The 24,145-nt window shown below is 45.7% G+C and carries 24 protein-coding genes; 21 read left to right on the top strand and 3 right to left on the bottom strand.

The genetic code is table 11. From position 1 onward, the window contains the following. Positions 1–409: 409 nt before the first annotated feature. The 8 genes from HPT30_RS16270 to HPT30_RS16235 all read left to right on the top strand — a co-directional run bounded on the left by HPT30_RS16270 (position 410) and on the right by HPT30_RS16235 (position 7,983). Complete coding sequence (locus HPT30_RS16270; protein WP_281364504.1) at positions 410–1,183, top strand: MerR family transcriptional regulator; 774 nt, start codon at positions 410–412, stop codon at positions 1,181–1,183. A 183-nt stretch (positions 1,184–1,366) separates the two neighbouring features. Continuing rightward, a complete protein-coding gene (locus tag HPT30_RS16265) occupies positions 1,367–2,626 on the top strand; it encodes a TraB/GumN family protein (protein ID WP_175372388.1) in 1,260 nt (419 codons plus the stop codon). Between the two features lie 107 nt (positions 2,627–2,733). Further along, the gene (locus tag HPT30_RS16260) at positions 2,734–3,546 is read left to right on the top strand and encodes a CPBP family intramembrane glutamic endopeptidase (RefSeq protein WP_175372387.1); all 813 of its coding nucleotides are present in this window, start codon (positions 2,734–2,736) and stop codon (positions 3,544–3,546) included. Positions 3,547–3,567: 21 nt separating this feature from the next. After that, positions 3,568–3,951: a TraB/GumN family protein gene (locus tag HPT30_RS16255; RefSeq protein WP_312876345.1), complete on the top strand. Its 384-nt coding sequence runs from the start codon at positions 3,568–3,570 to the stop codon at positions 3,949–3,951. Positions 3,952–4,343: 392 nt separating this feature from the next. Continuing rightward, positions 4,344–5,111 carry a MerR family transcriptional regulator gene (locus HPT30_RS16250; RefSeq protein ID WP_175372386.1) on the top strand — a complete coding sequence of 256 codons (768 nt, stop codon included), beginning with the start codon at positions 4,344–4,346 and terminating at the stop codon, positions 5,109–5,111. 70 nt (positions 5,112–5,181) lie between these two features. After that, positions 5,182–5,994: a CPBP family intramembrane glutamic endopeptidase gene (locus tag HPT30_RS16245; RefSeq protein WP_175372385.1), complete on the top strand. Its 813-nt coding sequence runs from the start codon at positions 5,182–5,184 to the stop codon at positions 5,992–5,994. Positions 5,995–6,413: 419 nt separating this feature from the next. Further along, positions 6,414–6,560, top strand: coding sequence for a hypothetical protein (locus tag HPT30_RS16240; protein ID WP_175372384.1), 147 nt, complete (start codon positions 6,414–6,416; stop codon positions 6,558–6,560). A 214-nt stretch (positions 6,561–6,774) separates the two neighbouring features. After that, complete coding sequence (locus HPT30_RS16235; protein ID WP_175372383.1) at positions 6,775–7,983, top strand: MFS transporter; 1,209 nt, start codon at positions 6,775–6,777, stop codon at positions 7,981–7,983. Positions 7,984–8,085: 102 nt separating this feature from the next. Here HPT30_RS16235 and HPT30_RS16230 read toward each other — a convergent pair whose 3' ends face one another. Continuing rightward, entirely contained in the window at positions 8,086–8,541 is a 456-nt protein-coding gene (locus HPT30_RS16230; protein ID WP_175372382.1) for an Lrp/AsnC family transcriptional regulator, read from the bottom strand. A gap of 247 nt (positions 8,542–8,788) precedes the next feature. Here HPT30_RS16230 and HPT30_RS16225 point away from each other — a divergent pair, with 247 nt between their 5' ends. After that, on the top strand, positions 8,789–9,247 hold the full coding sequence (locus HPT30_RS16225) for a tautomerase family protein (RefSeq protein ID WP_175372381.1): 459 nt from the start codon (positions 8,789–8,791) through the stop codon (positions 9,245–9,247). 106 nt (positions 9,248–9,353) lie between these two features. On the opposite strand, the gene HPT30_RS16220 is transcribed toward HPT30_RS16225, so the two are convergent. Next, positions 9,354–9,932, bottom strand: coding sequence for a TetR/AcrR family transcriptional regulator (locus HPT30_RS16220; RefSeq protein WP_175372380.1), 579 nt, complete (start codon positions 9,930–9,932; stop codon positions 9,354–9,356). 243 nt (positions 9,933–10,175) lie between these two features. Here HPT30_RS16220 and HPT30_RS16215 point away from each other — a divergent pair, with 243 nt between their 5' ends. From HPT30_RS16215 to HPT30_RS16180, 8 genes are all read left to right on the top strand, one after another. Beyond that, entirely contained in the window at positions 10,176–11,147 is a 972-nt protein-coding gene (locus HPT30_RS16215; protein WP_175372379.1) for an alpha-L-fucosidase, read from the top strand. Between the two features lie 291 nt (positions 11,148–11,438). Continuing rightward, on the top strand, positions 11,439–13,103 hold the full coding sequence (locus HPT30_RS16210) for an ABC transporter substrate-binding protein (protein WP_175372378.1): 1,665 nt from the start codon (positions 11,439–11,441) through the stop codon (positions 13,101–13,103). Between the two features lie 12 nt (positions 13,104–13,115). Continuing rightward, a complete protein-coding gene (locus HPT30_RS16205; protein ID WP_175372377.1) occupies positions 13,116–14,525 on the top strand; it encodes an amidohydrolase in 1,410 nt (469 codons plus the stop codon). A 47-nt stretch (positions 14,526–14,572) separates the two neighbouring features. After that, positions 14,573–15,595, top strand: a complete 1,023-nt coding sequence (locus tag HPT30_RS16200) for an ABC transporter ATP-binding protein (protein ID WP_175372427.1) — start codon at positions 14,573–14,575, stop codon at positions 15,593–15,595. Further along, positions 15,592–16,569: an ABC transporter ATP-binding protein gene (locus tag HPT30_RS16195; RefSeq protein ID WP_175372376.1), complete on the top strand. Its 978-nt coding sequence runs from the start codon at positions 15,592–15,594 to the stop codon at positions 16,567–16,569. The genes HPT30_RS16200 and HPT30_RS16195 overlap by 4 nt, the downstream gene beginning before the upstream one ends. Positions 16,570–16,598: 29 nt before the next feature. Further along, on the top strand, positions 16,599–17,549 hold the full coding sequence (locus tag HPT30_RS16190; protein WP_312876344.1) for an ABC transporter permease: 951 nt from the start codon (positions 16,599–16,601) through the stop codon (positions 17,547–17,549). 50 nt (positions 17,550–17,599) lie between these two features. Beyond that, positions 17,600–18,481, top strand: coding sequence for an oligopeptide ABC transporter permease (gene opp4C, locus HPT30_RS16185; RefSeq protein WP_175372426.1), 882 nt, complete (start codon positions 17,600–17,602; stop codon positions 18,479–18,481). A 53-nt stretch (positions 18,482–18,534) separates the two neighbouring features. Continuing rightward, positions 18,535–19,284, top strand: a complete 750-nt coding sequence (locus HPT30_RS16180) for a gamma-glutamyl-gamma-aminobutyrate hydrolase family protein (RefSeq protein WP_217622407.1) — start codon at positions 18,535–18,537, stop codon at positions 19,282–19,284. A gap of 323 nt (positions 19,285–19,607) precedes the next feature. On the opposite strand, the gene HPT30_RS16175 is transcribed toward HPT30_RS16180, so the two are convergent. After that, positions 19,608–19,970: a hypothetical protein gene (locus HPT30_RS16175; protein ID WP_175372374.1), complete on the bottom strand. Its 363-nt coding sequence runs from the start codon at positions 19,968–19,970 to the stop codon at positions 19,608–19,610. A 224-nt stretch (positions 19,971–20,194) separates the two neighbouring features. On the opposite strand from HPT30_RS16175, the gene hutH reads away from it, so the two are divergent. Genes hutH through HPT30_RS16155 form a run of 4 tightly spaced genes read left to right on the top strand, consistent with a single transcriptional unit; the run spans position 20,195 to position 24,143 of the window. Continuing rightward, the gene (gene hutH / locus HPT30_RS16170) at positions 20,195–21,808 is read left to right on the top strand and encodes a histidine ammonia-lyase (RefSeq protein WP_175372373.1); all 1,614 of its coding nucleotides are present in this window, start codon (positions 20,195–20,197) and stop codon (positions 21,806–21,808) included. Positions 21,809–21,855: 47 nt separating this feature from the next. Continuing rightward, positions 21,856–22,698 (top strand): transporter substrate-binding domain-containing protein, encoded by an 843-nt coding sequence (locus HPT30_RS16165; RefSeq protein ID WP_175372372.1) that lies wholly within the window; start codon positions 21,856–21,858, stop codon positions 22,696–22,698. Positions 22,699–22,756: 58 nt separating this feature from the next. Then, positions 22,757–23,434: an amino acid ABC transporter permease gene (locus tag HPT30_RS16160; RefSeq protein ID WP_217622406.1), complete on the top strand. Its 678-nt coding sequence runs from the start codon at positions 22,757–22,759 to the stop codon at positions 23,432–23,434. Continuing rightward, the gene (locus HPT30_RS16155; protein ID WP_175372371.1) at positions 23,421–24,143 is read left to right on the top strand and encodes an amino acid ABC transporter ATP-binding protein; all 723 of its coding nucleotides are present in this window, start codon (positions 23,421–23,423) and stop codon (positions 24,141–24,143) included. The genes HPT30_RS16160 and HPT30_RS16155 overlap by 14 nt, the downstream gene beginning before the upstream one ends. The last annotated feature ends 2 nt before the right edge of the window (positions 24,144–24,145 follow it).

Raw genomic sequence — 24,145 nt, 5'->3', positions numbered from 1 at the left:
AACCATTAGGTTAGCCCTATTTTTAATTTAGTTTTTTAGTATTCATGCAGCTCCATTTGATATGGGGAGTTTGACTAGGGAGCTCTTTTTTTGACTATATAAGATAAACAAAAGAAAGTAACAAAAAGCGAGAAGGAGTGAAGGGGGAAGTTTGGAACTGTAGGAGCGAAGCGCTCGTCTGAAAGCTTTCCGCAGGAAAGCTCGCATCGGAAGCACAGGCAGTCTCCGGATTTTATCCGCTAATAGCGGTATAATCCAAAAATCTGGAGACAATAACGACCGGAAGTCCAAACATTCCACCGTAGTGACGACCGAGCCCTATGTTAGGATTTTAAGTTCATCTTAAATAGAATAAAAAAATGCTTGAGTATAACGTAACGTTACACCTTATACTGATGCTAGAAAGGGGCTGAGAAAGATAAATAAGAAACATTATACCGCTGGTGCATTCGCTAAACTGACCTCAACGACGAAACGGATGCTGCACTTTTATGATAGCAAGGGATTGCTTAAGCCAAGCAGCTACAGTGAAAAGGGATACCGTGCTTACTCCGACGAGGACTTGTTCCGGCTCCATCAAATATTAACCTTAAAATATTTAGACTACTCCTTGGATGAAATCCACGAATTTTTGGAGCAGGATGGCAATGATTTTAATGCTTCTCTGGAGCTGCAATATGAGCTGTTACTGAAGAAGCAGCAGCATATCCAGCGCGTTGTCGATACGGTTGAACGGGCAAGAGCGATTGTTAAGGGCAACCATACGATTGATTCAGATCTCATTATGCAGATGATTCGTTCCATTCAGCATGAGGAGGAGCAGAAGCAGTGGCTCTCCGATCATCTGCCGGATTCACTCGTACAATCTATATTTAGTGTTGAAACAAGCCTGGAAACTGAGCTGATGGGAGTGTTTAATGATTTACTTGTTATGTCCAAACAAGGGCTGCCGCCGGATGATCCACTTGTACAGGAGCGTGCACAAGCTCTAAAGCTATTTTTCGAGCAGATACTTGGACACCCGCTACAGGAACTAGGAACGAACGAGACGGGAAAAGTACTGAAGGAGATGGATCCGCAGCTCTTCCCGAACTTTGAGCCTAGCTTTGCAAACTACTTGTCTGAAGCGTTAGGTCATCTGTTCCGTCGCATGTGGGAGGAAAAGATGAAGGAAGAGCACTAGGTTACATCCCCAAACGAAGTTGTCCGTCGACGCATATTGAAGGTTGCTTATAGAGATAGAGATAGAGATAGAGATAGAGATAGAGATAAAGACAGATATAGAAATCGGATATAAAAAGGTTGCTTAAGAATCTAACGATTAAAACTGCGTTTTATTATTCCAACTAGAAGGAGTTATATACCAATGAAAAAAATTAGCGCTGTATTACTCTCCCTGATCTTGCTTACTTCTGCATATTCTTCCGTTCAAGCAGCGGAAAAATCCTTATCCGTAAAGTTAAACGGCGAGCAAATCCAGTTCAGCAACTCCGCACCGATCATTGAAAAAGGAGTGACACTCGTCCCATTGCGTCCGCTCCTGGAAAAGCTGGGCGTCCAAGTGCAATGGGATCAAGCGACTCGTACCGTCAGCGGTTCGAAAGAAGGTCTCTCCTTCTCCCTGAAGATTGGCAGCACGAATGCCACGGCAAACGGGAAAACGGTTAAGCTGGACGCAGCACCAAAGCAAATCAAGAATGTAACGTATGTACCGCTCCGCTTTGCTGCTGAAACTACAGGCTATCAAGTGGCTTGGAATCAATCGCTGCGCCAGGTTAGCCTTACCTCTGGAAAACAATCCGAAAGCAGCAAAGGCTTTTTGTGGAAGGTAGAGAATAAAGGCAACACCGTGTATATGCTTGGTACAATCCACACCGTCGACAAGACTATATACCCGTTGCGTCCGGAGATTGAGAATGCGTTCAATGCTGCTGACTACTTGGGCGTAGAGATCGACTTTACAAAGATCGTTCCCGACGAATTAACTAAATTGATAACGGATGTGAGTGAATTTAAAGACGGAACCACACTGAAGGATCATATCTCTGCAGCAACCTATAACAAAGTTACCGCATTCCTGAAGGAAAATGGACTACCGGAAAATAGCTTCGATAACATCAAGGCGTGGTACGCTCAGCAACAGATGGGGACCATTCTGGGGGCAAAACAAGATTTAGACGAAGGTATGGGTATTGACATGTATTTCATGGGAAAAGCCATCAATACGAAAAAGCCAATTATTGGGCTAGAGACTTTTGAGTCCCAGTACCAGGTCTTCAACAACTTCTCCGACTCTCTACAGGAAAAGCTGCTCCTTCAATTTTTGGATCCAAATTCTTTGCCTTCTTCTGCTACGGAAATGTCGATGGATGATATTCTGAAAGTATGGAAAACTGGCGATGAAAAAAACTTGGTTAAATTTGTCGATGCGCTTCGCTGGGATGATGACTATTTCAAAGGTATGCAGACGGACCGCAATTTAGCAATGGCTGAGAAGATTAAAGGCTATCTGAACAGTGATAAAAAAGAAACGTATATGATTGCCCTTGGCGCTTCACATTTTGCGGGCGACTCTGGTCTGGTTACTATGTTGGAGAAGGCGGGATACAAGGTGGTAAAACAGTAGTATTTAAGTAGCATTGGGCTGCTATAATTTCTGCATTAGCATGTAGTAATAATACCTATAACAACGGAGGAATTATAAGAAAATATTAATTTATAGTGGGAGTATTTATGATGTCAATTAATAGGGACAGGCTACAGGAATCTTTGGATTCCGGCCTTCGAGTTCGTCCCCGCGTAAGGTGGGGTGTTCTTGCATATTTCCTCTATAGCGCAGTCTTCTACGCAATCTTCGTGCTCAACGGCGTCGACTACCCGCGAGTGGGCGAGAGTGAGCAGACCCTTCTTCTCTGGTACGTATTACCGTTGTCCGGAGGTGCCGTGCTGACCATCACAATGGTCACGCTCTACGGATGGTGGCGCCCCAGTCTGGTGGAAAAGCGGCGTCTTTCCGGGTGGACGATGACTCTCCCGATCATTATGACGGTCATCGCGATCGTGAACATGCTGATCGGCGATTTCACCCGTATCACGCCTCTCATGTGGCTGTATCTCATCGTAGGTAGCATTCTGGTCGGCTTCAATGAGGACATGATCAACCGAGGTCAGTTGATAGTCGCTCTGCGTAGCCGATTCGGCGAAACCGGGGTTTGGCTGCTCGCAACAGCGATGTTCGCAGTCTTCCACTTGCCGAACATCTTTCTGGGCATCGGGGTGGTTGCCCTGTACCAGGTAATGATCGCTTTCGGCCTCGGTTCGGTCTTCTACCTTGTCCGGCGGTCTACCGGCTCGCTCGTGTTCGCCATGCTCCTGCACGGACTCTGGGACTTCAGCAACTTCGCTACGAATGGCTCGTCGTCGTATCCCATCGCTGGTGCACTAGCTCCGTTGTTGGCGATCGTTGCAGTGATCACGGTTCCGATCATCCTCCGCCGTGAAAGAGGGCGCGATCGCGCCCAAAGCGTGTCACAACCAGCCGGCTGATTCGTCCGTGCAGTCGACGGGATTCGTAAATCTGAAGCAAGCAAATCAACTGGCTGGGATCCTGAATATTACAAAAGCATAATGTCCGATCGCAATGTAGCAATGTTCGAGAGAATTAAAGACTATCTGAACAGTGATAAAAAACAAACTCATTTGGTTGCAGTGGGGTCTGGGCATATGCTGGGCGACAAGGGGATTGTTCCATTGCTGGAGCAGACAGGCTTTAAGGTGAAAAAAACATTAGCGGCTGAGTTATATCCACACGGTACAGCTATAATGAGTACATTGCAGCAAGTGGCTGGAGCGATAGGCAGTGCGCTGGCGATGACGATGCTAGCGACAGGTCAAGTAAACTATTTGCGTGATCAAGGATTTGTTATGAGCAATGGGCTTAATCTTGCTTAATTAGATCCCGCGATGTTAGCACATTTGCCCTCTTCCTTTGTTTTTGGTATCAAAGGCGCCTTTATTTTCGCTGGTGTCATGTCGATCATCGCCCTGTTCATCTCGTTATTTATGAAGCGTGTCAAACCAAGTGAACAAGAGGCAGGATTAAATCAACCTGAAAGTGGAACTGTTCTCCATTAGTAAGACAGGCTTCACAGTCACTTTACAAGTTTAATCAGTCAGTCGCCGGAAATCCAACGGTGGCTGGCTATTTAGTTTACCTGGAAAATTCCATTCGTTATGGGGAGTTTGACTAATATCGAGCTTTTTTTTAATTAGAGTCCAAAAAAAGGCCTTGAGGTTAAAGCAGCTTTAACGTTTATACTGGTGCTAGAAAGGGGCTGAATAAGATGAGTAAGAAGTATTATACCGTTGGTTCATTCTCAAAATTGACCTCAACGTCGACACCTACGCTGCGCTATTATGATCGTAAGGGGCTGCTTAAGCCAAGCGGATACACTGAGGGTGGATACCGTACTTATTCTGATGAGGATTTGTTCCGACTCCATCAAATATTGACCTTGAAATATTTAGACTACTCCTTGGATGATATCAGCGAGTATCTGGAACAGGATGGTAAAGATTTCAATGCTTCTCTGAAGCTGCAATATGGGCTGCTGCTGAAGAAGCAGCAGCATATCCAGCGCATTGTGGATACGGTTGAACGGGCAATAGCGATCGTTGATGATAACGACACGATTGATCCAAGAATTATGATGATGATGGTTCGTTCCATTCAGCATGAGGAGGAGCAGAAGCAGTGGCTCTCCGAACGTCTGCCGGATGCACTCGTACAATCGATGTCATTGAGTGGATTAAGCTTGGATGAACGGATTCAGGTAGAACGTAAGATCATGATAGCGTTTAATGATCTGCTCCTCATGTCCAAGCAAGGGCTGCCGCCGGAGCATCACCTTGTGCAGGAGCGTGCGGTTACTCTAAAGCTGATAATGGAGCAGATGATGGGCCAATCGCTGCAGGAACTGGGTACAAACGAAACGCTAAGATCGCTAGGGGAGTGGGATCCGCAGCTCTTCCCAAACATCGAGCCGGAGCTTATGAACTATCTGATTGAAGCGTTACTTCATCTGCTCAGTCATGATATCCCTAGTTCTTGAAGTATTCGATGTTGAAATCTAAAAAACAAGAGCAAATGAAAGAAAATACTAATGTATAGTGGGAGTGTTTATGATGTCAATTAATAGGGATATGCTGCAAAAATCTTCGGATCCCGCCCTTCGAGTTCGTCCCCGTGTACGATGGGGTGTTCTCACCTATTTCCTCTACAGCGCAGTCTTCTACGCGATCTTTGTGCTCAATGGTGTCGACTATACGCGAGTGGGCGAGAGTGCGCAGACCCTTCTTCTCTGGTACGTAATACCACTGTCCGGTGGTGCCGTGCTGACCATCACAATGGTCGCGCTCTACGGGTGGTGGCGTCCCAGCCTGGTTGAGAGGCGGCGTCTTTCAGGGTGGACGATGACTCTCCCGATCATTATGACGGTCATCGCGATCGTGAACATGCTGATCGGCGACTTCACCCGTGTCACGCCCCTCATGTTGCTGTATCTCTTCATCGGCAGCATTCTGGTCGGCTTCAATGAAGAGATGATCAACCGAGGTCAGTTGATAGTCGCTTTGCGCAGCCGATTCGGTGAAACCGGGGTCTGGCTGCTCTCAACAGCGATGTTCGCAGTGTTCCACCTGCCGAACATGTTCCTGGGTATCGGGGCGGGTGCCCTGTTCCAGGTACTGATCGCTTTCGGCCTCGGTTCGATCTTCTACCTTGCCCGGCGGTCTACTGGATCGCTCGTGTCGGCCATGCTCCTGCACGGACTCTGGGACTTGAGCATCTTCTCTACGAATGGCTCGTCGTCGTTTCCCATCGCTGGTGCACTAGCTCCTTTGTTGGCGATCGCTGCAGCAATCACGGTTCCGATCATCCTCCGCCGTGAAAGAGGGCGTGATAGCGCTCAAAGCGTGTCACGACCAGCCGGCTGATTCATCCGTCCAAGAAGGCAATAAAATGTACATTGCCCCACAGGACAGAATTACTCTTGGTAAAATAGGATATGCTTAAAAATGAAAGCTGCGGGGGTATTAACCTCGCAGCTTTTTTGCGCCTAAGACGTTTTTATTGTCGCTGGTCTAATGACGTTATCGCTGATGTCCCTCTTTTGTTGAAGCAAAGAATGCTTGCGCAAGTATCTGGGGCAGGAACGGCAAGGATGATCAAAGTGCAATTAACGGCATTTTCGTACCTTAAATCCTCTACAGCTGAGGGTTAGCGGAGATTAAGTGCAATATTGTACCTTAAATCTTCCAGAATACCCTGTCCAGCGTACTTTTTCGGAAAATAAGATACAATAATGCCCTTATTTGCCTCATTTGTCTATTCTGAAAGGAAATAAGATACAAAAATGCCGTTAGTTGAGGATGTAGCCTCCTTTTCATTGTTCAAACGGTTAGTTAAGGAGGTGGTCCTCTTTGTCACTATTAAGACGACTGGTGAAGGGGGATTTGAGATTGGCAAAAAAAGCGAATCGTTTCATGACACGACAGGCTAGCCGTTAAGTTGGCTCTTTCTTTTATGGTGTTACAGTAGATGTGGGGCAAATGTTACTATTGGTACTGTTGATTTTAAATTATAGGAATAAACAAGAAAAATAAATGATTTTAAAATAAAAACGACAGATATTCAGTTACTTATACATGTAAAACAAGGAATTAATCCTATAAACTATAAATTGTTAGAATTTATAGATTAGAGGTGTTATTCATATGAACCGAAATACGGCCTCGGCCTCACAGCCTGGCACGGGTAATAGTTCGTCTGACCGGTTTCCATTGGGGGGATTACTGGCTTTGGCGATGACGGGTTTTATCTGTATCTTAACCGAAACGCTTCCAGCAGGTTTATTGCCCCAGATCAGCGATGGACTGGGAATTTCAGAAGCACTCGCCGGCCAGCTCATCACCTTATATGCCCTAGGTTCTACCTTGGCGGCAATACCGCTAATTACCGCTACGCGCGGGTGGCGAAGACGGTCGTTGCTGCTGGTGTGTATCGTTGTTTTTCTTGTGTTCAACACGATTACAAGTTTATCCTCCAACTATATATTGACACTCACTGCCCGTTTCTTCGCGGGGGTGTCCGGAGGTGTTGTATGGGGAATAACAGCAGGCTATGCACGCCGTATGGTTCACGAATCTCTGAGGGGGCGGGCGCTCGCAGTGGCGATGATCGGTTCTCCACTTGGGCTTCTGCTTGGTGTTCCCATTGGAACATTTGCCGGGGGCTTTATAGGGTGGAGACTTGTCTTTGGGATCACTTCTTTGCTATCGCTGCTGCTTATTGTTTGGGTAATCAAGGCGGTACCGGATTTTCCAGGGCAAGTGGGTCAGCAGCGGCTTCCCCTTCGTAAAGTGTTCTTCATACCCGGGGTGCGATCCATTCTCTTTGTTGTGTTGTTCTGGGTACTTGCACATAATGTCCTCTACACCTATATTGCACCGTTTCTTGCACTGGCAGGACTCTCTGGGCGAGTAGACCTGATTCTTCTTTTATTCGGTATTGCTTCTGTTGTTGGCATTTGGATAACAGGCATGCTGATCGACCGTTGGCTGCGCATGCTTACCTTATTCAGCCTGGCTGGTTTCGCCGTAGCATCTGTTTTGCTGGGAATCGGCAGTGGTCAACCTGTGATCATTTATTTCAGTATTGCCTTGTGGGGGCTGACATTTGGGGGAGCAGCGACATTACTGCAAACAGCGGTCGCAGAAACGGCTGGCGAAAATGCCGATGTAGCACAGTCCATGCTGGTAACAAGTTGGAACATAGCCATCGGTGGTGGCGGTATGATTGGCGGTATCCTGCTTGGAACCCTTGGGATTCATAACTTCCCTTGGGTAGTGCTCATCCTGCTCTTGCTAGCTCTAATTGTAACAGTGCGTGCCAGAGAGCATGGATTTCGAAGTATGAAACATTGAAGGCCGAATTCTATGAGAATAAGTAGTTGTAGTGTTATTGTAATGAATCGCAAAAAAAGAAATCCGGTTTGAATGCCGGATTTCTTTTTTTTTTTATAATTTCTAATTCTTATCGACAAGAATGTTTGTATCTTCAGAGATGAAGAATTTATGGTCAATAGGTGATGACATGACAATTAGAATGGTATAAGTTCCGTATTTATCGCACTTATCTCCGAATTTCTCCAGTGACTGTATGGAATCAGTAACGACTTTCAACATGTAATTGTATTCTCCGCTTATCCGATGACATTCAATGACTTCAGGAGCGGAGCGGCAAAATTCAATAAAGCCGTCACAGTCTCTTGTATGAAGCAGCATGTAAGCTGCGGCCTGTCGCCCGACCTTTGCGGGTGAAACAATCGTACGATACTGTTCGATGACGCCCTTTTCCTCCAAACGCTTCACTCTTTCCGTTACAGCCGGTTGTGACAGGCCGACGGATTTGCCGAGCTCTGTCATAGGAATTCGCGCTTGATGTTGAAGGTGGTACAGGATACTCAAGTCAATCTGATCCATGGTTAGACCCTCCTTTTAAAATTAAGGTGTTATTGGTAAATGAATTGATTTTCATTTGAGAGATAGTCCCTTTTCAGGAGAAACTCATGCTATTACTGGAATACTCATTATGATTATAAACCGTCTAAATAAGAGGAATCAATCATATAAGCAGGTTCAAAGGTAAGGAACTGTTGACTATGACGATCGTCATAATATATGATTATGATGGTCGTCATAATTGTACTGAAAAAAGGAGAGTTACACTATGCCAATGATCGATGTGTACACACCAGAGAATCTTTTCCCAGCAGGAGCAGAAAATGAATTAGGAACAGCATTAGCCCATGCAATTCTTAGAGCCGAAGGTGTTGCTTCACCTAGCCTATTTCATTTGGACAATACAGCGGTTTTTATACATCGCCTTAAAGCCACAGATATTCATACCGGAAATACAAACTCAGCGAATAATGTGCGAGTCCAAATCATTACACCACCAGGTGTACTTAATCGTGAGGGACAAAAGCAGATTACGAAGGAAGCGACAGAAATTGTAGCACAGATTGCTGGTGATGATACGCTGCTCAAGCGTACCTGGGTGATACTTACAGAAGCTTCCGAAGGTGGTTGGGGGATGCAGGGAACTGCTTTTGGTGTTGAAGAATTTAGTGCATTGGCAACTCGCGCAGCTGCTGCTAAAGCGGCTCAGGAAGCCAAGGAGGATTAAAAATTCATAAAAAGATTTTTGGCCTGTAAAACTGCATGTTCCAATTCGGAATGGCAGATTACAGGCCAAGTTTTTTAGGTAGAAGAACCTTGCTTTCAAGCGGATATTATTCCGTTTCCCGTTGTGAGCTGGATGCACTCTTAACCATAATCAGTAGCTGCTCTGCTACTGTATCGAAGGTATCGAATGACTTTTGCGCTTTACTAATGGCTACAGCCCCTTCGCAGGAAGCAATGAGGACACTTGCCAGTCCCTTTGCTTTGCCTAGGTCCAGCCCACCGGCAGATAGCATGGCTGTTAAGCGGTCTCCCCATTGATGGAACACCGTTGCGGCTTCATCCAACAAGTCTGATGAGTCCGATCCTACAGTGACCGCGAGCACAGAACAACCCATTTCAAAGTTAGAGTGGCTTAACAACATTCTCCACAGTGAAATGAACTTCTCGGCTACGATTTCAGCGGGTTGTCCTTCAAAGGTACTTAGATAGCTTATAGCGCGTTTTCCAGCCAGATCTATAGCTTCCTTGACCAGTTGATCTTTACCTTCAGGAAAATGATGATAAATCGAGCCTCTTGGCGCTCCGGTGGCTTTCATAATTTCAGAAAAGGAGGTGGCATGCACGCCTCGTTGTCCCAGGAGCTGTATGGCACCTTCAATCATTAGTTCTCGAGTGTTTAGAGTCATATTTAACACCTTTCTTTTACCTATGCTCATCCAAGCTCATTAGCTTCTATAGTAACGATTGTACATTTCAAATCTGCAAACGTACAGAGTAGAGACATCAAGAAACATGAAGGCCTTCCAAATAATTATGTAGGAATTGTACTATAGAATGTCGATTTTGTTAGCTGTAACAGAGGATGGAATTCTATAGAGTGGTAGATATTATACGATTCTGCTACAAATCATAATTGGGAGGTAATCTTCATGAGTAATCAAGAATTGGTTCATCAACAACAATGGTTCGTTAATCAAAGATTTGGTATGTTCATTCATTTTAATAGTGCTACATTTCAGTTTGCAGATACAGAAGTGGAAGATTGGGAATATGGCCACGAAAATAACGATGAGCCCCGCAGGTTTATTTTCGATCCCAAGGACTGGAATCCAACTCAGCTGAACTGTGCCCAATGGGCCAAAGCTGCCAAATCTGCAGGGATGAAATTTGCTGCGATGACAGCGAAGCATCATGAAGGGTTCAGCCTGTGGCCGACAAAATATACCGGACATTCTGTAAATAACGCGACGCTAAAATCCGACGTAGTTAAGGAATATCTAGATGCATTCAGGCAAGAAGGGATTGAAGCAGGTCTTTATTTCTCCGCACTCGATCTGCATCACCAAATCGGCCGGAAGAAATGCACGCCTGAAGACAAGCAGTTTATTAAAAATCAGATTGAGGAGCTGTTGACAGGTTACGGGGAAATTCCATTCCTAATTATTGATGGCTGGAATGCGCCTTGGGGTGGCCCTAGCTACGAAGATCTTCCTTTCGAGGAAATCGATGCATTAGTCAAAGGCCTGCAACCACAGTGCTTGTTGATGAATATTGGCTGTGAGTCTGGCGTAGAGCAAACGGACATTGCCTTTTTTGAGAATGCTGCAGGGCAAGAGGTGGATAACTCTTTTAACGGTCCCGGAGCGAGCTGCAACATATTAACGAAGACTTGGTTCTGGAGAACATCAGATACCACTATGGAGCTTAGAACCGCTGACTGGGCACTGGACAAAATTATTGAATGTAACAAACATAATGTATCATTCTTACTTAATGGTGCGCCGAACCAGCAAGGTGTGCTGGACGATAACATTCTGCAGCGCTTTAAAGAAATCGGCGAACGATATCATCACCCGGCTAATCTCACTACGATTCCGGACAACTGGTCTTATAGAAAATAAGCTTTCACATTTACTAAGGAGCTGAAAACAACATAGATGTTAAAAAATCGCTGCTTGGTTCATTCATTGAACCGGCAGCGATTTTCTATTTTCGAACCCTCTTATTCCACGATAGGCTACTTCTACAACTCCTCTTAGTATGACCGAGGCCCCAGATTTGCTAGTGAGATTCAATATTTTGGATAATCTAATTGAACAAATCTATTGGACAGTAGAGATTCATCAATGGTAAATTTAGCTACAATTCATATTAAACAAATTGGAATAATCAAAATTGGGGGGTTAAAAATTATGAATCGTCATTATCGTCGAACCATGCTCTTTATCGTTCTTGCACTTGTGCTCGTGTTATCTGCGTGTGGTTCCTCAACGAATACAACATCTTCTTCAGCAACGCAGGCGCCAGCTACTGACAAGCCTAAAGAAGCTGAACCTTCTCCAAATAAGGAAGAGAAAGAGAAAGTTGTATATATAGGTATTGTGAACGTACCCGTCACGCTGAATCAAATTAATGATCAGGGCGATTCTGCTGCTGACAATGCTATTGCACTAATTAATGACTCTCTTCTTGATCTTAATGAGAAATTCGAATTTCTGCCAAAGATCGCTGATTCCGTGGAGACCACGGATAATCAAACCTTTGTCGTCAAGCTGAATCCTGCGGCTAAATGGAATGACGGGCAGCCGTTCACCACAGCTGATGTTGCCTTTACATTAAAAACAGCCCTTAACCCGAAGGTAGAAACCAACTTTAAGCTGAACTTCATCGAAGGCTTGAACGATGCCGGTAAGCTGGAAGAAGGAACGACTGAGATCAGTGGCCTGAAAATTGTAGATGATAAGACATTCGAGGTCAGAACTAAGACGCCAATCGATCCACTTATTTTCAAGGAACGTTTCGGTACCAAGGTGTTCTTCCTACCCGAGCATATTCTGAAGGACGTAGCACCTGAGCAGCTCTCAACGAACCCATACTTCCAGAAGCCGGAAGTTACGATAGGTGCTTTCAAGATCGCTAACTTTGCCCAAGGACAGTATGTTGAGGTGGTCAAAAATACCGACTATTACCGCGATGTGGCCAAGCTGGATAAAATTTTTATCAAAGTGCTGCCAGCCACCAACCTTGTCGCACAGCTGCAAACCGGGGAAATTCAGATGAACTCTGTACCTGTAGGTCTCATCCCTATTACAGATTATGAGAAGGTCAAAGGATTCGAGAATGTCGACCTGGCTTCAGGAAATCCTTCCGTACCCCCTGAAATTTTTTTTAACAGTAACAAAATAGCAGATCCAAAGGTACGCCAAGCCATTGCTTATGCATTGAACCGCACCTTGATTGTGGACCAGCTGCTTAAAGGTCAAGGAGAGGTCATTGACGGGGGAATTCCGAGCTACCACCCTTACTTTAATAAGGATATTGAGAACTATAGCTATGACCCGGAGAAAGCAAAGCAGCTGTTAGAAGAGGCTAATTGGGATAAGAAACAGCCGATTGAATTCCTCGTTCCGGTAGGCAACAAAATCCGCGAGCAGGCTGCTGATATTCTTGTGCAAAACCTGACGGCTATTGGCCTCAACATTCAAGTGCAAAAGTTTGATTTCCCTACACTAATCCAAAAGGTACAAAAGGGCGATTACGACATCACCATCTTCACCCGTGACTTTTATATTGAGCCGAGCTCCTACTTCACTCTGTTCAAGAGTACCAATCCGGGCAACTTCTTGAATTATAAAAACCCGCTGGTGGATGAGCTGATCACTAAGGGCGAAACGGAAGCCGACCCGGCTAAACGCAAAGAAATTTATAACAAGCTCCAGGAGACCCTTCATGAAGATGTACCATCCCTGGCTGTTTATTCGGAAAAAAGATTACTAGCAGTGTCTAAGGACGTACTTGTCGGCAAGCCGCTCGATATTGGGATGTTCAACAACATTAATGAATGGGATCTAAAATAGCAGGAGGAGAGCATGGGTAAACAACAACTGGTTAACTGGCTTGAAATCAATAGAACTACTTATGAGGAGCTTGCGCTGCGCATCTGGAATCACCCTGAGGTAGCTTATACGGAAGCCTTCGCCTCAAAGCTGCAGTCAGAAACGCTGGAGGCAGCCGGTTTCCGAATTACTTCTGGCATCGGTGGTGTGCCAACAGCTTTTGTGGCTGAGTATGGCTCGGGTGGACCAGTACTCGGTATCCTTGGGGAATATGATGCGCTTCCGGGGCTTTCGCAGAAGGTGAGTGCGGTTCGTGAGCCCATCACTCCTGGCGGACCTGGCCACGGATGTGGCCATAACCTGCTGGGGACGGCAGGCGTAGAAGCTGTGATCGCATTAAAGCAAAGTCTGGATGAGGCAGGATTGTCAGGTACGATTCGTTATTATGGTTGCCCAGCGGAAGAGGTTTTGTCCGGCAAAACATTTATGGCGAGAGCCGGTGCTTTTGATGATCTGGATGCTGCGCTCACATGGCATCCGGGGAACTCGAATGCAGCTTGGAGCATTCGAACATCGGCACTTACTTCCGTTGAATTTTTCTTCAAAGGCCGTGCTGCACATGCAGGCGTAGTTCCGCACTTGGGGCGCAGCGCTCTGGATGCAGTCGAGTTGACCAATGTCGGGGCTAATTACTTGCGTGAGCATGTGCCAGACGGATCGCGTATTCATTATACGATTACAAATGGGGGAGAAGCACCGAATATTGTACCCGATGAGGCAAGCGTCTGGTACTACCTCCGCGGCGTCAACCGCAAGCATGTGGACGAACTGCTGGAGCGCTTAATCAAGATCGCCCAGGGAGGTGCGCTGATGACAGAGACCTCGGTCACTTGGGAGATTAAAGCGGGTGCTTATGATTTGAATATAAACGAGACGCTAAATCAATTGCTTGTGAAACAACAGGAAGATGCGGGTGAGCTGAGCTTCTCAGCTGAGGATCAAGAGCTGGCGACGGCTCTTGCAACCACCCTCGATCCGGATTTGTTGCAAGCGGCTAAGAAACGTCATCAGGAGTGGGGGAAGACAGACGAGCTTCTGCCAACGGTTTTTTACGAAAACCGATCTACTTCACAGATAACGGGTGGCGGTTCCAGCGATGTTGGTGATGTGTCTTGGATTACGCCCGTGGGCCAGATTACTACAACCTGTGCACCGCTTGGTGTACAGGTACATACCTGGCAAGCGACGGCTGCTTTTGGTTCGCCAATTGGTCTTAAAGGTATGCACCACGCCGCTAAGCTGCTGGCCCTTGCAGCTTACGAGCTGCTAACAGACGGCGGAGAGGCATTGAATAAGGCCCGAACAGAATTTTTAAACTCGACACAGGGCAAGCCCTATATTCCGGCTATCCCGCAAGATGTGCACGCACCCGTTCTTATTTGAGAAGTTGAACGCGGACGGCGTCATTTTTCAGAAGGGCGGTGAATCATATCACTAATCTATTGGAAATCGATCGGCTGCAAACTGTATTTTGGAATGGGAAAGAAGACGTAGTTGCTGTTCAGGATATTAGCTTCAATCTGAAAGCAGGGGAGACGATAGGCATTGTTGGTGAATCTGGTTGCGGAAAGAGTGTGACCTCACTTTCAATTATGAGACTGCTCGGTAATAATGGCCGGATTAAGCAAGGGGAAATTCGCTTTAACGGCCAGAATATAGCTGACAATTCCGAGAAGGAGCTCCGAACGCTAAGGGGTAAGGAGATATCTATGATCTTCCAAGAGCCAATGAGCTCGCTGAATCCGGTTCTGACGATCGGACATCAGCTTGTGGAGATGATTCAATGTCATACAAGCCTTACCCGCAGGGAAGCCAAAGCTTATGCCATTGAAATGCTGCATAAAGTCGGATTACCTCATGGTAAGAATCTAATGAACACCTATCCGCATACGCTTTCTGGCGGGATGCGCCAGCGAATTATGATTGCTATGGCGTTGTCCTGTAAGCCTAAGCTACTGATTGCCGATGAACCGACGACAGCACTTGATGTCACGATCCAAGCGCAAATTTTGGAGCTGATGAAAGTGCTTCAGCAAGAGAGCAAAGCAGCGATTATGCTGATCACTCATGATCTGGGTGTCGTAGCGGAGATGGCGGATCGTGTAGTCGTTATGTATGCGGGCCAAATTGTAGAATCGGCTGATGTATTCACGCTCTTCCGTGAACCGAAGCATCCCTACACGCAAGGATTGATGGCATCCATCCCGAGTATTCATGGAGCGAATGAACGGCTACAGGCTATTCCCGGCACGGTGCCCTCGATCACAAAAATGCCTGAGGGCTGCCGTTTCCATACCCGTTGTGCCTTAGCGACCAACCGTTGCCGGCAGGAACAGCCGGAGCTTAAAAGTGTGGCGGGTGAGCATCAAGTACGATGCTGGGTCGTCGAGGAGCAGACGATACCTTTATCAAACATTGTAAATTCCCGGCAACAGGAGGCTAGCGTATTATGATCGCAGATTCTCCGCTGCTTCAAGTAGAACAGCTGAAGACGTATTATCCGATTAAAAAAGGTGTATTCTCACGTACTGTCGGTCATGTAAAGGCGGTAGACGATATTACCCTGAGCATCCATAAAGGCGAAACACTCGGACTTGTTGGTGAATCCGGCTGCGGCAAATCGTCCTTCGGTCGTTCGATTGTACGACTTGAGAATCCTTTTGAAGGGCGGATATTGTTTGAAAATGAGGATATTACTTACCGAAAGCAAAAGGAACTCAGGGAGGTTCGTACGCGGCTTCAAATCATTTTCCAAGATCCATATGCATCGCTTAATCCGCGCCAACGAGTGGCTGACATTTTGGCAGAGCCGTATATTGCGCATAATTTAGCAACCGGTAGTCAGGTACAGGCGCGTGTGAACCGACTGCTTGATATGGTCGGACTGCCACAAGCTTATAAAAATAGGTATCCGCACGAGTTCTCCGGTGGTCAGCGTCAGCGGATCGGGATCGCTCGGGCAATTTCATTTGAACCTAAGCTGATCGTCTGCGACGAGCCGGTATCTGCGCTGGATGTATCCATTCAAGCACAAATACTGAATCTTTTGTCCGATCTGCAACAAGAATTGAATCTGACCTATCTATTTATTGCTCACGGAATCGGTGCGGTGAAATATATTAGCACTCGAGTGGCTGTGATGTATTTGGGGAAAATCGTCGAGATTGGTGATAAGGATGAACTATTCCGCAGTCCGAGGCATCCTTACACGCAAATCTTACTTCAAGCCTATCCGAAGCCAGATCCGACCCTGCGTGCAGACAAACGTATCGTCATCCAGGGCGATGTGCCGTCTCCGGCCAATCCTCCCAGTGGCTGCCGATTCCATACACGCTGTCCGTATGCACAGGAGCTATGCCGCGTGGAAGAACCGGTATTAGACGAGCAGCCGCATGCGGTTGCTTGTCATTTTCCTCTTGCCCAATAGAGTTATGAAAGAGAAGGGAGGAGTCGGCCATTTTTCAATATATTATACGCCGAATCCTGATTGCGATCCCCGTCCTATTGGGGATTACAGTGCTTAATTATTTCATTATTAAGCTTGCGCCTGGCAATCCAGTTGATATGTTTATCGATCCGAATACCCCTAAGGAAGTACTTGAGCTCAGGAAAGAGATTCTGGGTCTGAATGATCCTGTGATTCTGCAATATTTTAAGTGGCTGCTGAATCTGCTGCAGGGTCAGCTGGGTTACTCTTTCAGCTCGTATGCACCCGTTACCAAGATTATCGGCGAAAGAATCGGTCCAACTTTACTGCTGGCCTCTGCTGCGCTTATTTTCGGTATGCTTATTGCCATTCCTGTTGGTATTCTTAGCGCTGTTAAGCAAAATACGAAGTTCGATTATATTATGACAGGCCTATCTTTTATCGGTACCTCTATTCCGCAGTTTTTCCTCGGTTTGGGTCTGATTTATGTATTTGCTGTTCAATTGAAATGGTTCCCCACGGGCGGGATGATTACGCTCGGCGGCGCAGGGGGCTTCTGGGATCGTCTTACCCATATGATTCTGCCTGTGTTTGTACTAGGTATTGTTATTGCAGGGAAAAAAGTGCGATATGTGCGGGCGAGTATGCTGGATGTAATGAATATGGACTACCTGCGTACAGCAAATTCCAAAGGCCTGCATCCGTTTATTGTTACCAATAAGCATGCCCTGCGTAATGCACTACTCCCCATCATTACAGTGGTTGGCATGGAAATCCCCCTGTTGTTAGGCGGCAGTATTCTTATTGAGCAGATCTTCCAATGGCCAGGTATCGGTCAGCTAACGATTCAATCTATATTGTCCCGCGATTATCCAATACTGATGGGGCTGAATCTGGTAGCGGCACTGATTGTACTTACGACCAACTTGCTTACGGATCTACTGTATGCAGCAGCTGATCCGCGTATTAAATACACTTAGAGAGGGTGATCGACTTGGCATTATCTCCGTATGAGCTTGATGAGGGCTCCATGTCTGCAGTGATCCCTGCTGAGAGCGTTAAACCGGAGACGGAGGATGCTTTTTTAAAGCAGTTATTCACTCGCTTTATTCGGCACAAGCTGGCCGTTGCCGGGCTCGTAATAACTGTGTTGCTTATCCTTGTGGCATTGCTGGCACCGTGGATTGCTCCCAACGACCCTAAAGAAGTAACGGGAGTTTTCTCAGCTCCCCCTTCGGCAGAGCATTGGCTTGGGACGGATCAGGTTGGACGCGACGTTCTGAGTCGTCTCATCTATGCGACGCAAATTTCACTTATCGTCGGGTTCGTGACAGTAGCGCTATATGTGACCGTTGGAACACTAATCGGGATCGTGTCCGCTTATTTTGGCGGCTGGCTGGACATGTTGATCATGCGGATAACAGATATGTTTATGGCGTTCCCTTTTCTGATGGTTATTCTTGTAGTCATTAGCATTCTAGGCTCGAACATGACGACGATTATTCTCGTCCTGGCTTTGTTCTCCTGGCCGAGCGTCGCACGGCTTGTTAGAGGTAGCGTACTGTCTATCAAGCAGCTTGACTACATAAATGCAGGCGTCGCTCTTGGGCTAAGCACTCCGAGGATATTGTTCCGGCATATTTTCCCCAATGCTGTTGGACCTATCATTGTGAACGCAACCTTTGGCATTGCTTCTGCCATTATGAGTGAAGCGGGCCTTAGCTTTCTCGGTATGGGGGTGCAGCCCCCGACAGCTAGCTGGGGTAATATGCTTACGGACGCACAATCATTGACGGTATTAACTGATCAGCCATGGCTGTGGGTACCTCCGGGGGCAATGATCCTGCTCACTGTGCTTGCTATAAATTTCGTAGGTGATGGTCTGCGCGATGCGCTAGATACCCGCCAGTAGTCTGGCGTTCCTTGCACACAAGGCCCATACCATGAGCGTAAAAGGAGTTTATCATGAAACCTGTTATCGGCATTACAAGCACATTAGCCAGATTGAACGCTTATAGTGAAGGAGTATACGTTCATCAGGATTATCACATTGCGGTAGAAGCAGCGGGTGGTCTCCCCATCGTTCTGCCGCTTGTTTCAATAGAAACAGTTAAACAATTGATCGACCTTTGTGACGGTCTGATTTTTACGGGAGGTGAGGATATCGATCCTTCCAGATACGGCGAAGAGGCCATACCTGAGCTTGGACAGACACTGGCAATTCGTGACGTGATTGAGCTGGAAGCGATTCGCTATGTTCTAGATACTGATAAACCACTACTGGCCATCTGCCGAGGAGTGCAGGTTCTAAATGTTGCCCTCGGCGGTACGCTCTATCAGGATTTGCCGAGCCAGTATGAGGGAGCTCTGGAACATGTGCAGCGCGACGTTCCTCGAAGCAGAGATACCCATGATATTTTGCTTGCACCTGATAGCCGATTGGCTAGCATTTTTGGGAGCACCGGAGTAAGGGTCAACAGTCTTCATCATCAGGCACTTCGGGAGCTCGGAGTAGGATTGCAAGTGACGGCAACGTCACCTGATGGTGTAATTGAAGGGGTTGAGCATACGGGGAGAAGTTTTACAATCGGGGTACAGTGGCATCCTGAAAATATGGCAGCTGCTAACGAGCGTCAAATGACGAAGCTATTTGCAGCTTTTGTGGAGCAGGGCCGTACGTGGAGGGATCGGAGTAAACCAAACAACGGTGAATAAGACTGCGGTAAATTAGATCGGGCGACTCTGCTGTTAATTATAAAAGTAAATACACAATACGAAAAAAAAGATTCGATGCATGGGTGATCCAGGCAGGTCGCTTTGCGAGAGTGGCTGCCCATAACGCCGATGCCGAATCCTTCTAATCGCGTGTTGTACGCTTGAGACGTATATTGGAAGCCTTGATCCGAATGGAGCACGGCATCCGAGGTACGTCTATTTTGCTTTCCCACTGCTTGACCGTATCCAGTGCGAGCTGCGCATCATTTCGGTCTGGACAGGTATTTCAGAAGCCGCCAGACCTGCTTGTTTCTGTATGCCGCTTAATTATCGAGTTTTACGTTTTCCTTACCTGGAACAATTTCTATATTGGAAATCAGGTTATATGCGACAGTAAAGAAATAATAAAATAGTTGGGGACTTCCCGGGAAATTGCCGCTGGTTAGGGAAGTTACAATGACTATTCCGTGTTTGTCTTCCACGTTTATAACCTCGGATCTCAGCTTAAATTCGTCATTGGAGTCTCCGCGCCACTTCTTGATGGCCTCAAGTCCATTAAAATGTTTGTCTTCACCGATATCGTGAACATGAGCGTCGTTTGCCATGCAACCGTCAATGACAGTATTGTCATTGGTATTTAGGGAATCCATGTAGATTGCAATTGGTGTGGGTAGTTGAAAAGACATGATTACTCCTCCTTTGTAATTCAACTGTATCATTCATAACTAGACTACAGTATGTCATGTTATGAATGATCTTATGATTCCGACCTGCAAGCCAAATTCCGACTAAACTTATAAGTTAAGTATTGACACGGAAACGTCTATCTCTTACACTTAACTAAAATTAACCAAATAAAGAAACATCTGTTTCTATTATAGAAACAGATGCAGGATGCGGGGGAATGTTTATGAGCGAAGTAATACTAGATGGAGAGAACATAAAAATTGAAGATATTGTTAATATCTCCAGACATCATGTTCAGGTTCGAATTGCTGAATCTAGTAGAAGAGAAATTATTAAAGTCAGAGAATACATAGAGAAGAATTGGATCAGAAGTGACGCCCCCCCAATCTATGGTTTTAATACTGGTGTAGGTAAATTGAAAGATTTCAATATTTCGGTTGAAGATAATGATTTGTTTCAAAGAAATATTATTTTGTCACATTGTGGGGGCGTTGGCGACCCTGCATCAGAAGAAGTCGTTAGGGCGACCATGGCGGTAAGATTAAATGCTTTTTGTCAAGGCGTGTCCGGGCTCAGAATTGAAGTGGTGGACAGGCTGGTCGAAATGCTGAATAAAGGCGTCCATCCTGTAATTCCCGTGCAAGGCTCAGTTGGAGCATGCGGCGATCTTGCGCCTTTGGCACATATGGCCTCTGTTCTCATCGGGTATGATGCTGCTGAAGCCTACTATGAAGGTGAGATTTTACCTGCTCCGGAAGCTTTAAAAAGAGCTGGAATTTATCCGATCAAATTCGAGCTGAAAGCAAAGGATGCACTCGCGCTCATTAATGGAACGACGATGTTTGCAGGGATGGCTGTGCTTAATTATTTCGATGCTGCAAAGCTAGTGAAAGAAGCAGAAGCTTCTGCCTCGTTAAGTATTGAAGCTATGCGGGGAGAACTGGCGGCGTTTGATGAGCGAATCCATCTTGTCAGACGGCAAAAAGGGCAAATAGAGAGTGCCAGCAATATTAGAAGACTTGTCAGAGATAGTGAGCGCACGACTGAAGATGCCAGAAAGGTTCACCTGAAGCATGATGTCCTGCATCCAGAGTACCAGCCGCGCGTGCAAGATTTATATTCCATTCGCTGTCTGCCGCAAGTCCATGGCTCATGTAGGGATAACCTAAACTATGTCCGAGAAATTCTGGAGCGGGAAATCAACGCAGCTACAGACAATCCACTTGTGTTTTGGAATGAACAAGGGGATCTTGATTTCTTAAGCGGAGGGAATTTTCATGGTGAACCGATTGCCTTTGCCATGGATATTCTAGCTATGAGTCTAGCGGAAATCGGGAATATTTCGGAACGACGAATTTTCGCACTATGTGATTCAACGCTTAACTATGGCTTGCCACCAATGCTTGCTGGAGAACCTGCAGGTCTGAATTGTGGGTATCCTGTTATCTCATGTGCAGCTGCAGCGATCGCCTCCGAGAATAAAACATTATGTTTTCCTGCCAGTGTAGATACCCTGTCTACTAAAAGTAATCAAGAGGATCATGTAAGTATGGCCCCTTGGGCATGCAGGAAGACAAAGCAAATCATCGATAATCTTCCCAAGATTATTGGGATCGAATATTTGCTTGCCTCAAGAGCCATCTATATCACGAGAGATGTATTGGGTGATTTTAAATTAGGGGCAGGCACGCAAATCGCTTATGACGTGTTACTAGATGCCATTCCGTTCACAGATAATGATACATACATGCCTTCGCTTTCTAAGGGAGCCATAAAACTAGCTGAATCTGGTGAGGTTGTGAAAAAAATCGAAGCCGCAATTGGAGATTTAATTTAGTAGATTCATGTTTTAAAAACATACAATTAATAAGGGAGTGGATTTTTATGAAAAAGAAAGTTTTCAAACAATGGATGCTTATTAGCTTAGTAGGGGCGTTAGTGTTGGTATTATCGGCTTGCGGAGATAAAAATGACGACACTCAGGATGCGCTGGCGGCTATAAAGGCAAAAGGTAAGATCGTGGTTGGCAATAATGCTGTATTCGCTCCATTTGGATTCCATGCCATCGTTGACGGTGCAGATCAGAGAGTTGGCTTTGATATTGACTTAGCTAAAGAAATTGCCAAGGATATCGGAGTAGAAGTGGAGTTTAAACAACTGGACCTTGATGCATTAATTCCAGCCCTCAAAGCTGGCCAGACTGACATCTTGATTTCAGCTTTATCGGCAACAGAAGAAAGAAAGCAGCAGGTTGATTTCTCGGATATTTATTATCTGTCCCAAGATATTGCGTTGATTCAAGCTTCGGACAAGGACAAATATAAAAGCCTGGACGATCTAAAAGGAAAGAGAATCGGCGTGCAGCTGAATTCTACGGAGCAAACGCTAATGCAAGCTCAATTCCCGAATGAGAATCTTGTGCTGATGGACAACATGAATACGCTAAACCTTGCTCTAAAAGCTAAGCAGGTTGATGTTGTTATTAGTGAAGGTCTTGTTGCAAAAGTTGCTGTAGCTGCAAATCCCGAGCTTGCGATTGCTGATGGCATCGTTATCGATGATTCTGCTTTAAACAGCGCTGGAGTTGGAGTTGTCGTCAAAAAGAATGAAGATGCTTTGCGTGAATCTATCAACAAAACCATTAAACGACTTCAGGATTCTGGAGATCTTGATAAATATATTCAAGCCGCTTCCGAATTGGCCGCAAAAAATCAGAAAAATGAATAGAGAGTCCGAATTAAATATGCCTGGATAAGGTTTACGTGCATAAAGAGGAGGCATATCATTGCTTGATTTTAGTTCTCTAGACCGCTATATTCCTAAATTTCTTGAAGGTTTGAAAGTCACCATAGGCTTATCAATAGCAACCGTTATTTTAGCCACGGTTTTAGGCTTTATCATCTATTTTATGAAAGCTTCCAAATCCGGCATCGGGAAATTTAGACCTATAAGCGCGTTTGCTGTGGTTTTTATTGAGCTGATGAGAGGAACTCCACTGCTATTACAGATACTGCTTGTTTTTTCGGGTGGTAAAATGCTGCTGGGTATCGATATCTCAGCATTTCAGTCGGCTGTTATTGCGATTACCTTAAATGCCAGCGCATTTATAGCTGAGATTGTAAGAGCAGGTATCGAGGCTGTTGATAAAGGGCAAATGGAAGCGGCAAGAAGCTTGGGCATGTCTCGTAGCTTGGCTATGAGGCTTGTCATTATGCCACAGGCAATCAAAAATATTTTACCGGCTATCGGAAATGAGTTTGTGAATATCATAAAGGCTTCTTCAATGGCCTCCGTTATTGGCGTTGGAGAATTGACACTAGCAGCCAAGATTGTGCAAGGAGCCACTTATCTTGCTCTTGAACCATTAATAATTTCGGCCGTGTTTTATCTTATCCTAACGTTCTCATTGGGTAGGTTGATGAGCTGGATCGAAAGGAGATTTAAGAGCAGTGATATACGTTAAAGACCTGTATAAAAACTTTGGGAAGACCCCTGTATTATCGGGCATCAACCAGCATTTTAAAAAAGGGGAAGTAACGGTTATTATTGGTCCCTCCGGTTCGGGCAAATCAACCTTGCTGAGATGTTTGAATCTGCTGGAAGCTCCCACCTCTGGATCGATAATTTTCGATGGTCAGAATATCACGGATAAAAAAGCGGATATCAATAAGATTAGGCAGCGAATGGGCATGGTATTCCAGCAATTTAACCTGTTTCCCCACAATAATGTGATCAATAATATTATGCTCGCTCCTGTTCATGTTAAGAGGATGCCTCAACAGGATATTTATAAACGCGGGTTAGAGCTGTTAAGCCGGGTAGGCTTGTCCAGTAAGGAAAAGGATTATCCGGCTTCTCTCTCAGGGGGACAAAAGCAGCGAATCGCAATAGCCAGAGCCTTAGCCATGGATCCGGAAGTCATGCTATTTGATGAGCCTACTTCTGCGCTCGACCCTGAAATGGTGGGAGAAGTACTGGATGTCATTAAAAATTTGATTAAAGAAGGAATGACAATGGTGATTGTCACCCATGAGATGGGGTTTGCCCGAGAAGTTGGCGACAGGATTCTATTTATGGATAGAGGGACCATTCTAGAAGAAGGCACACCAGAGGAAGTATTTTCTAATCCTAAACATCAAAGAACAATAGAATTCCTATCGAAAGTTTTGTAATG

It is taken from the genome of Paenibacillus agri (assembly GCF_013359945.1).
Classification (GTDB): domain Bacteria; phylum Bacillota; class Bacilli; order Paenibacillales; family Paenibacillaceae; genus Paenibacillus_AQ; species Paenibacillus_AQ agri.
Note: the sequence above shows the minus strand (reverse complement) of the source record. Positions and strands in the feature narration are given on the sequence as shown.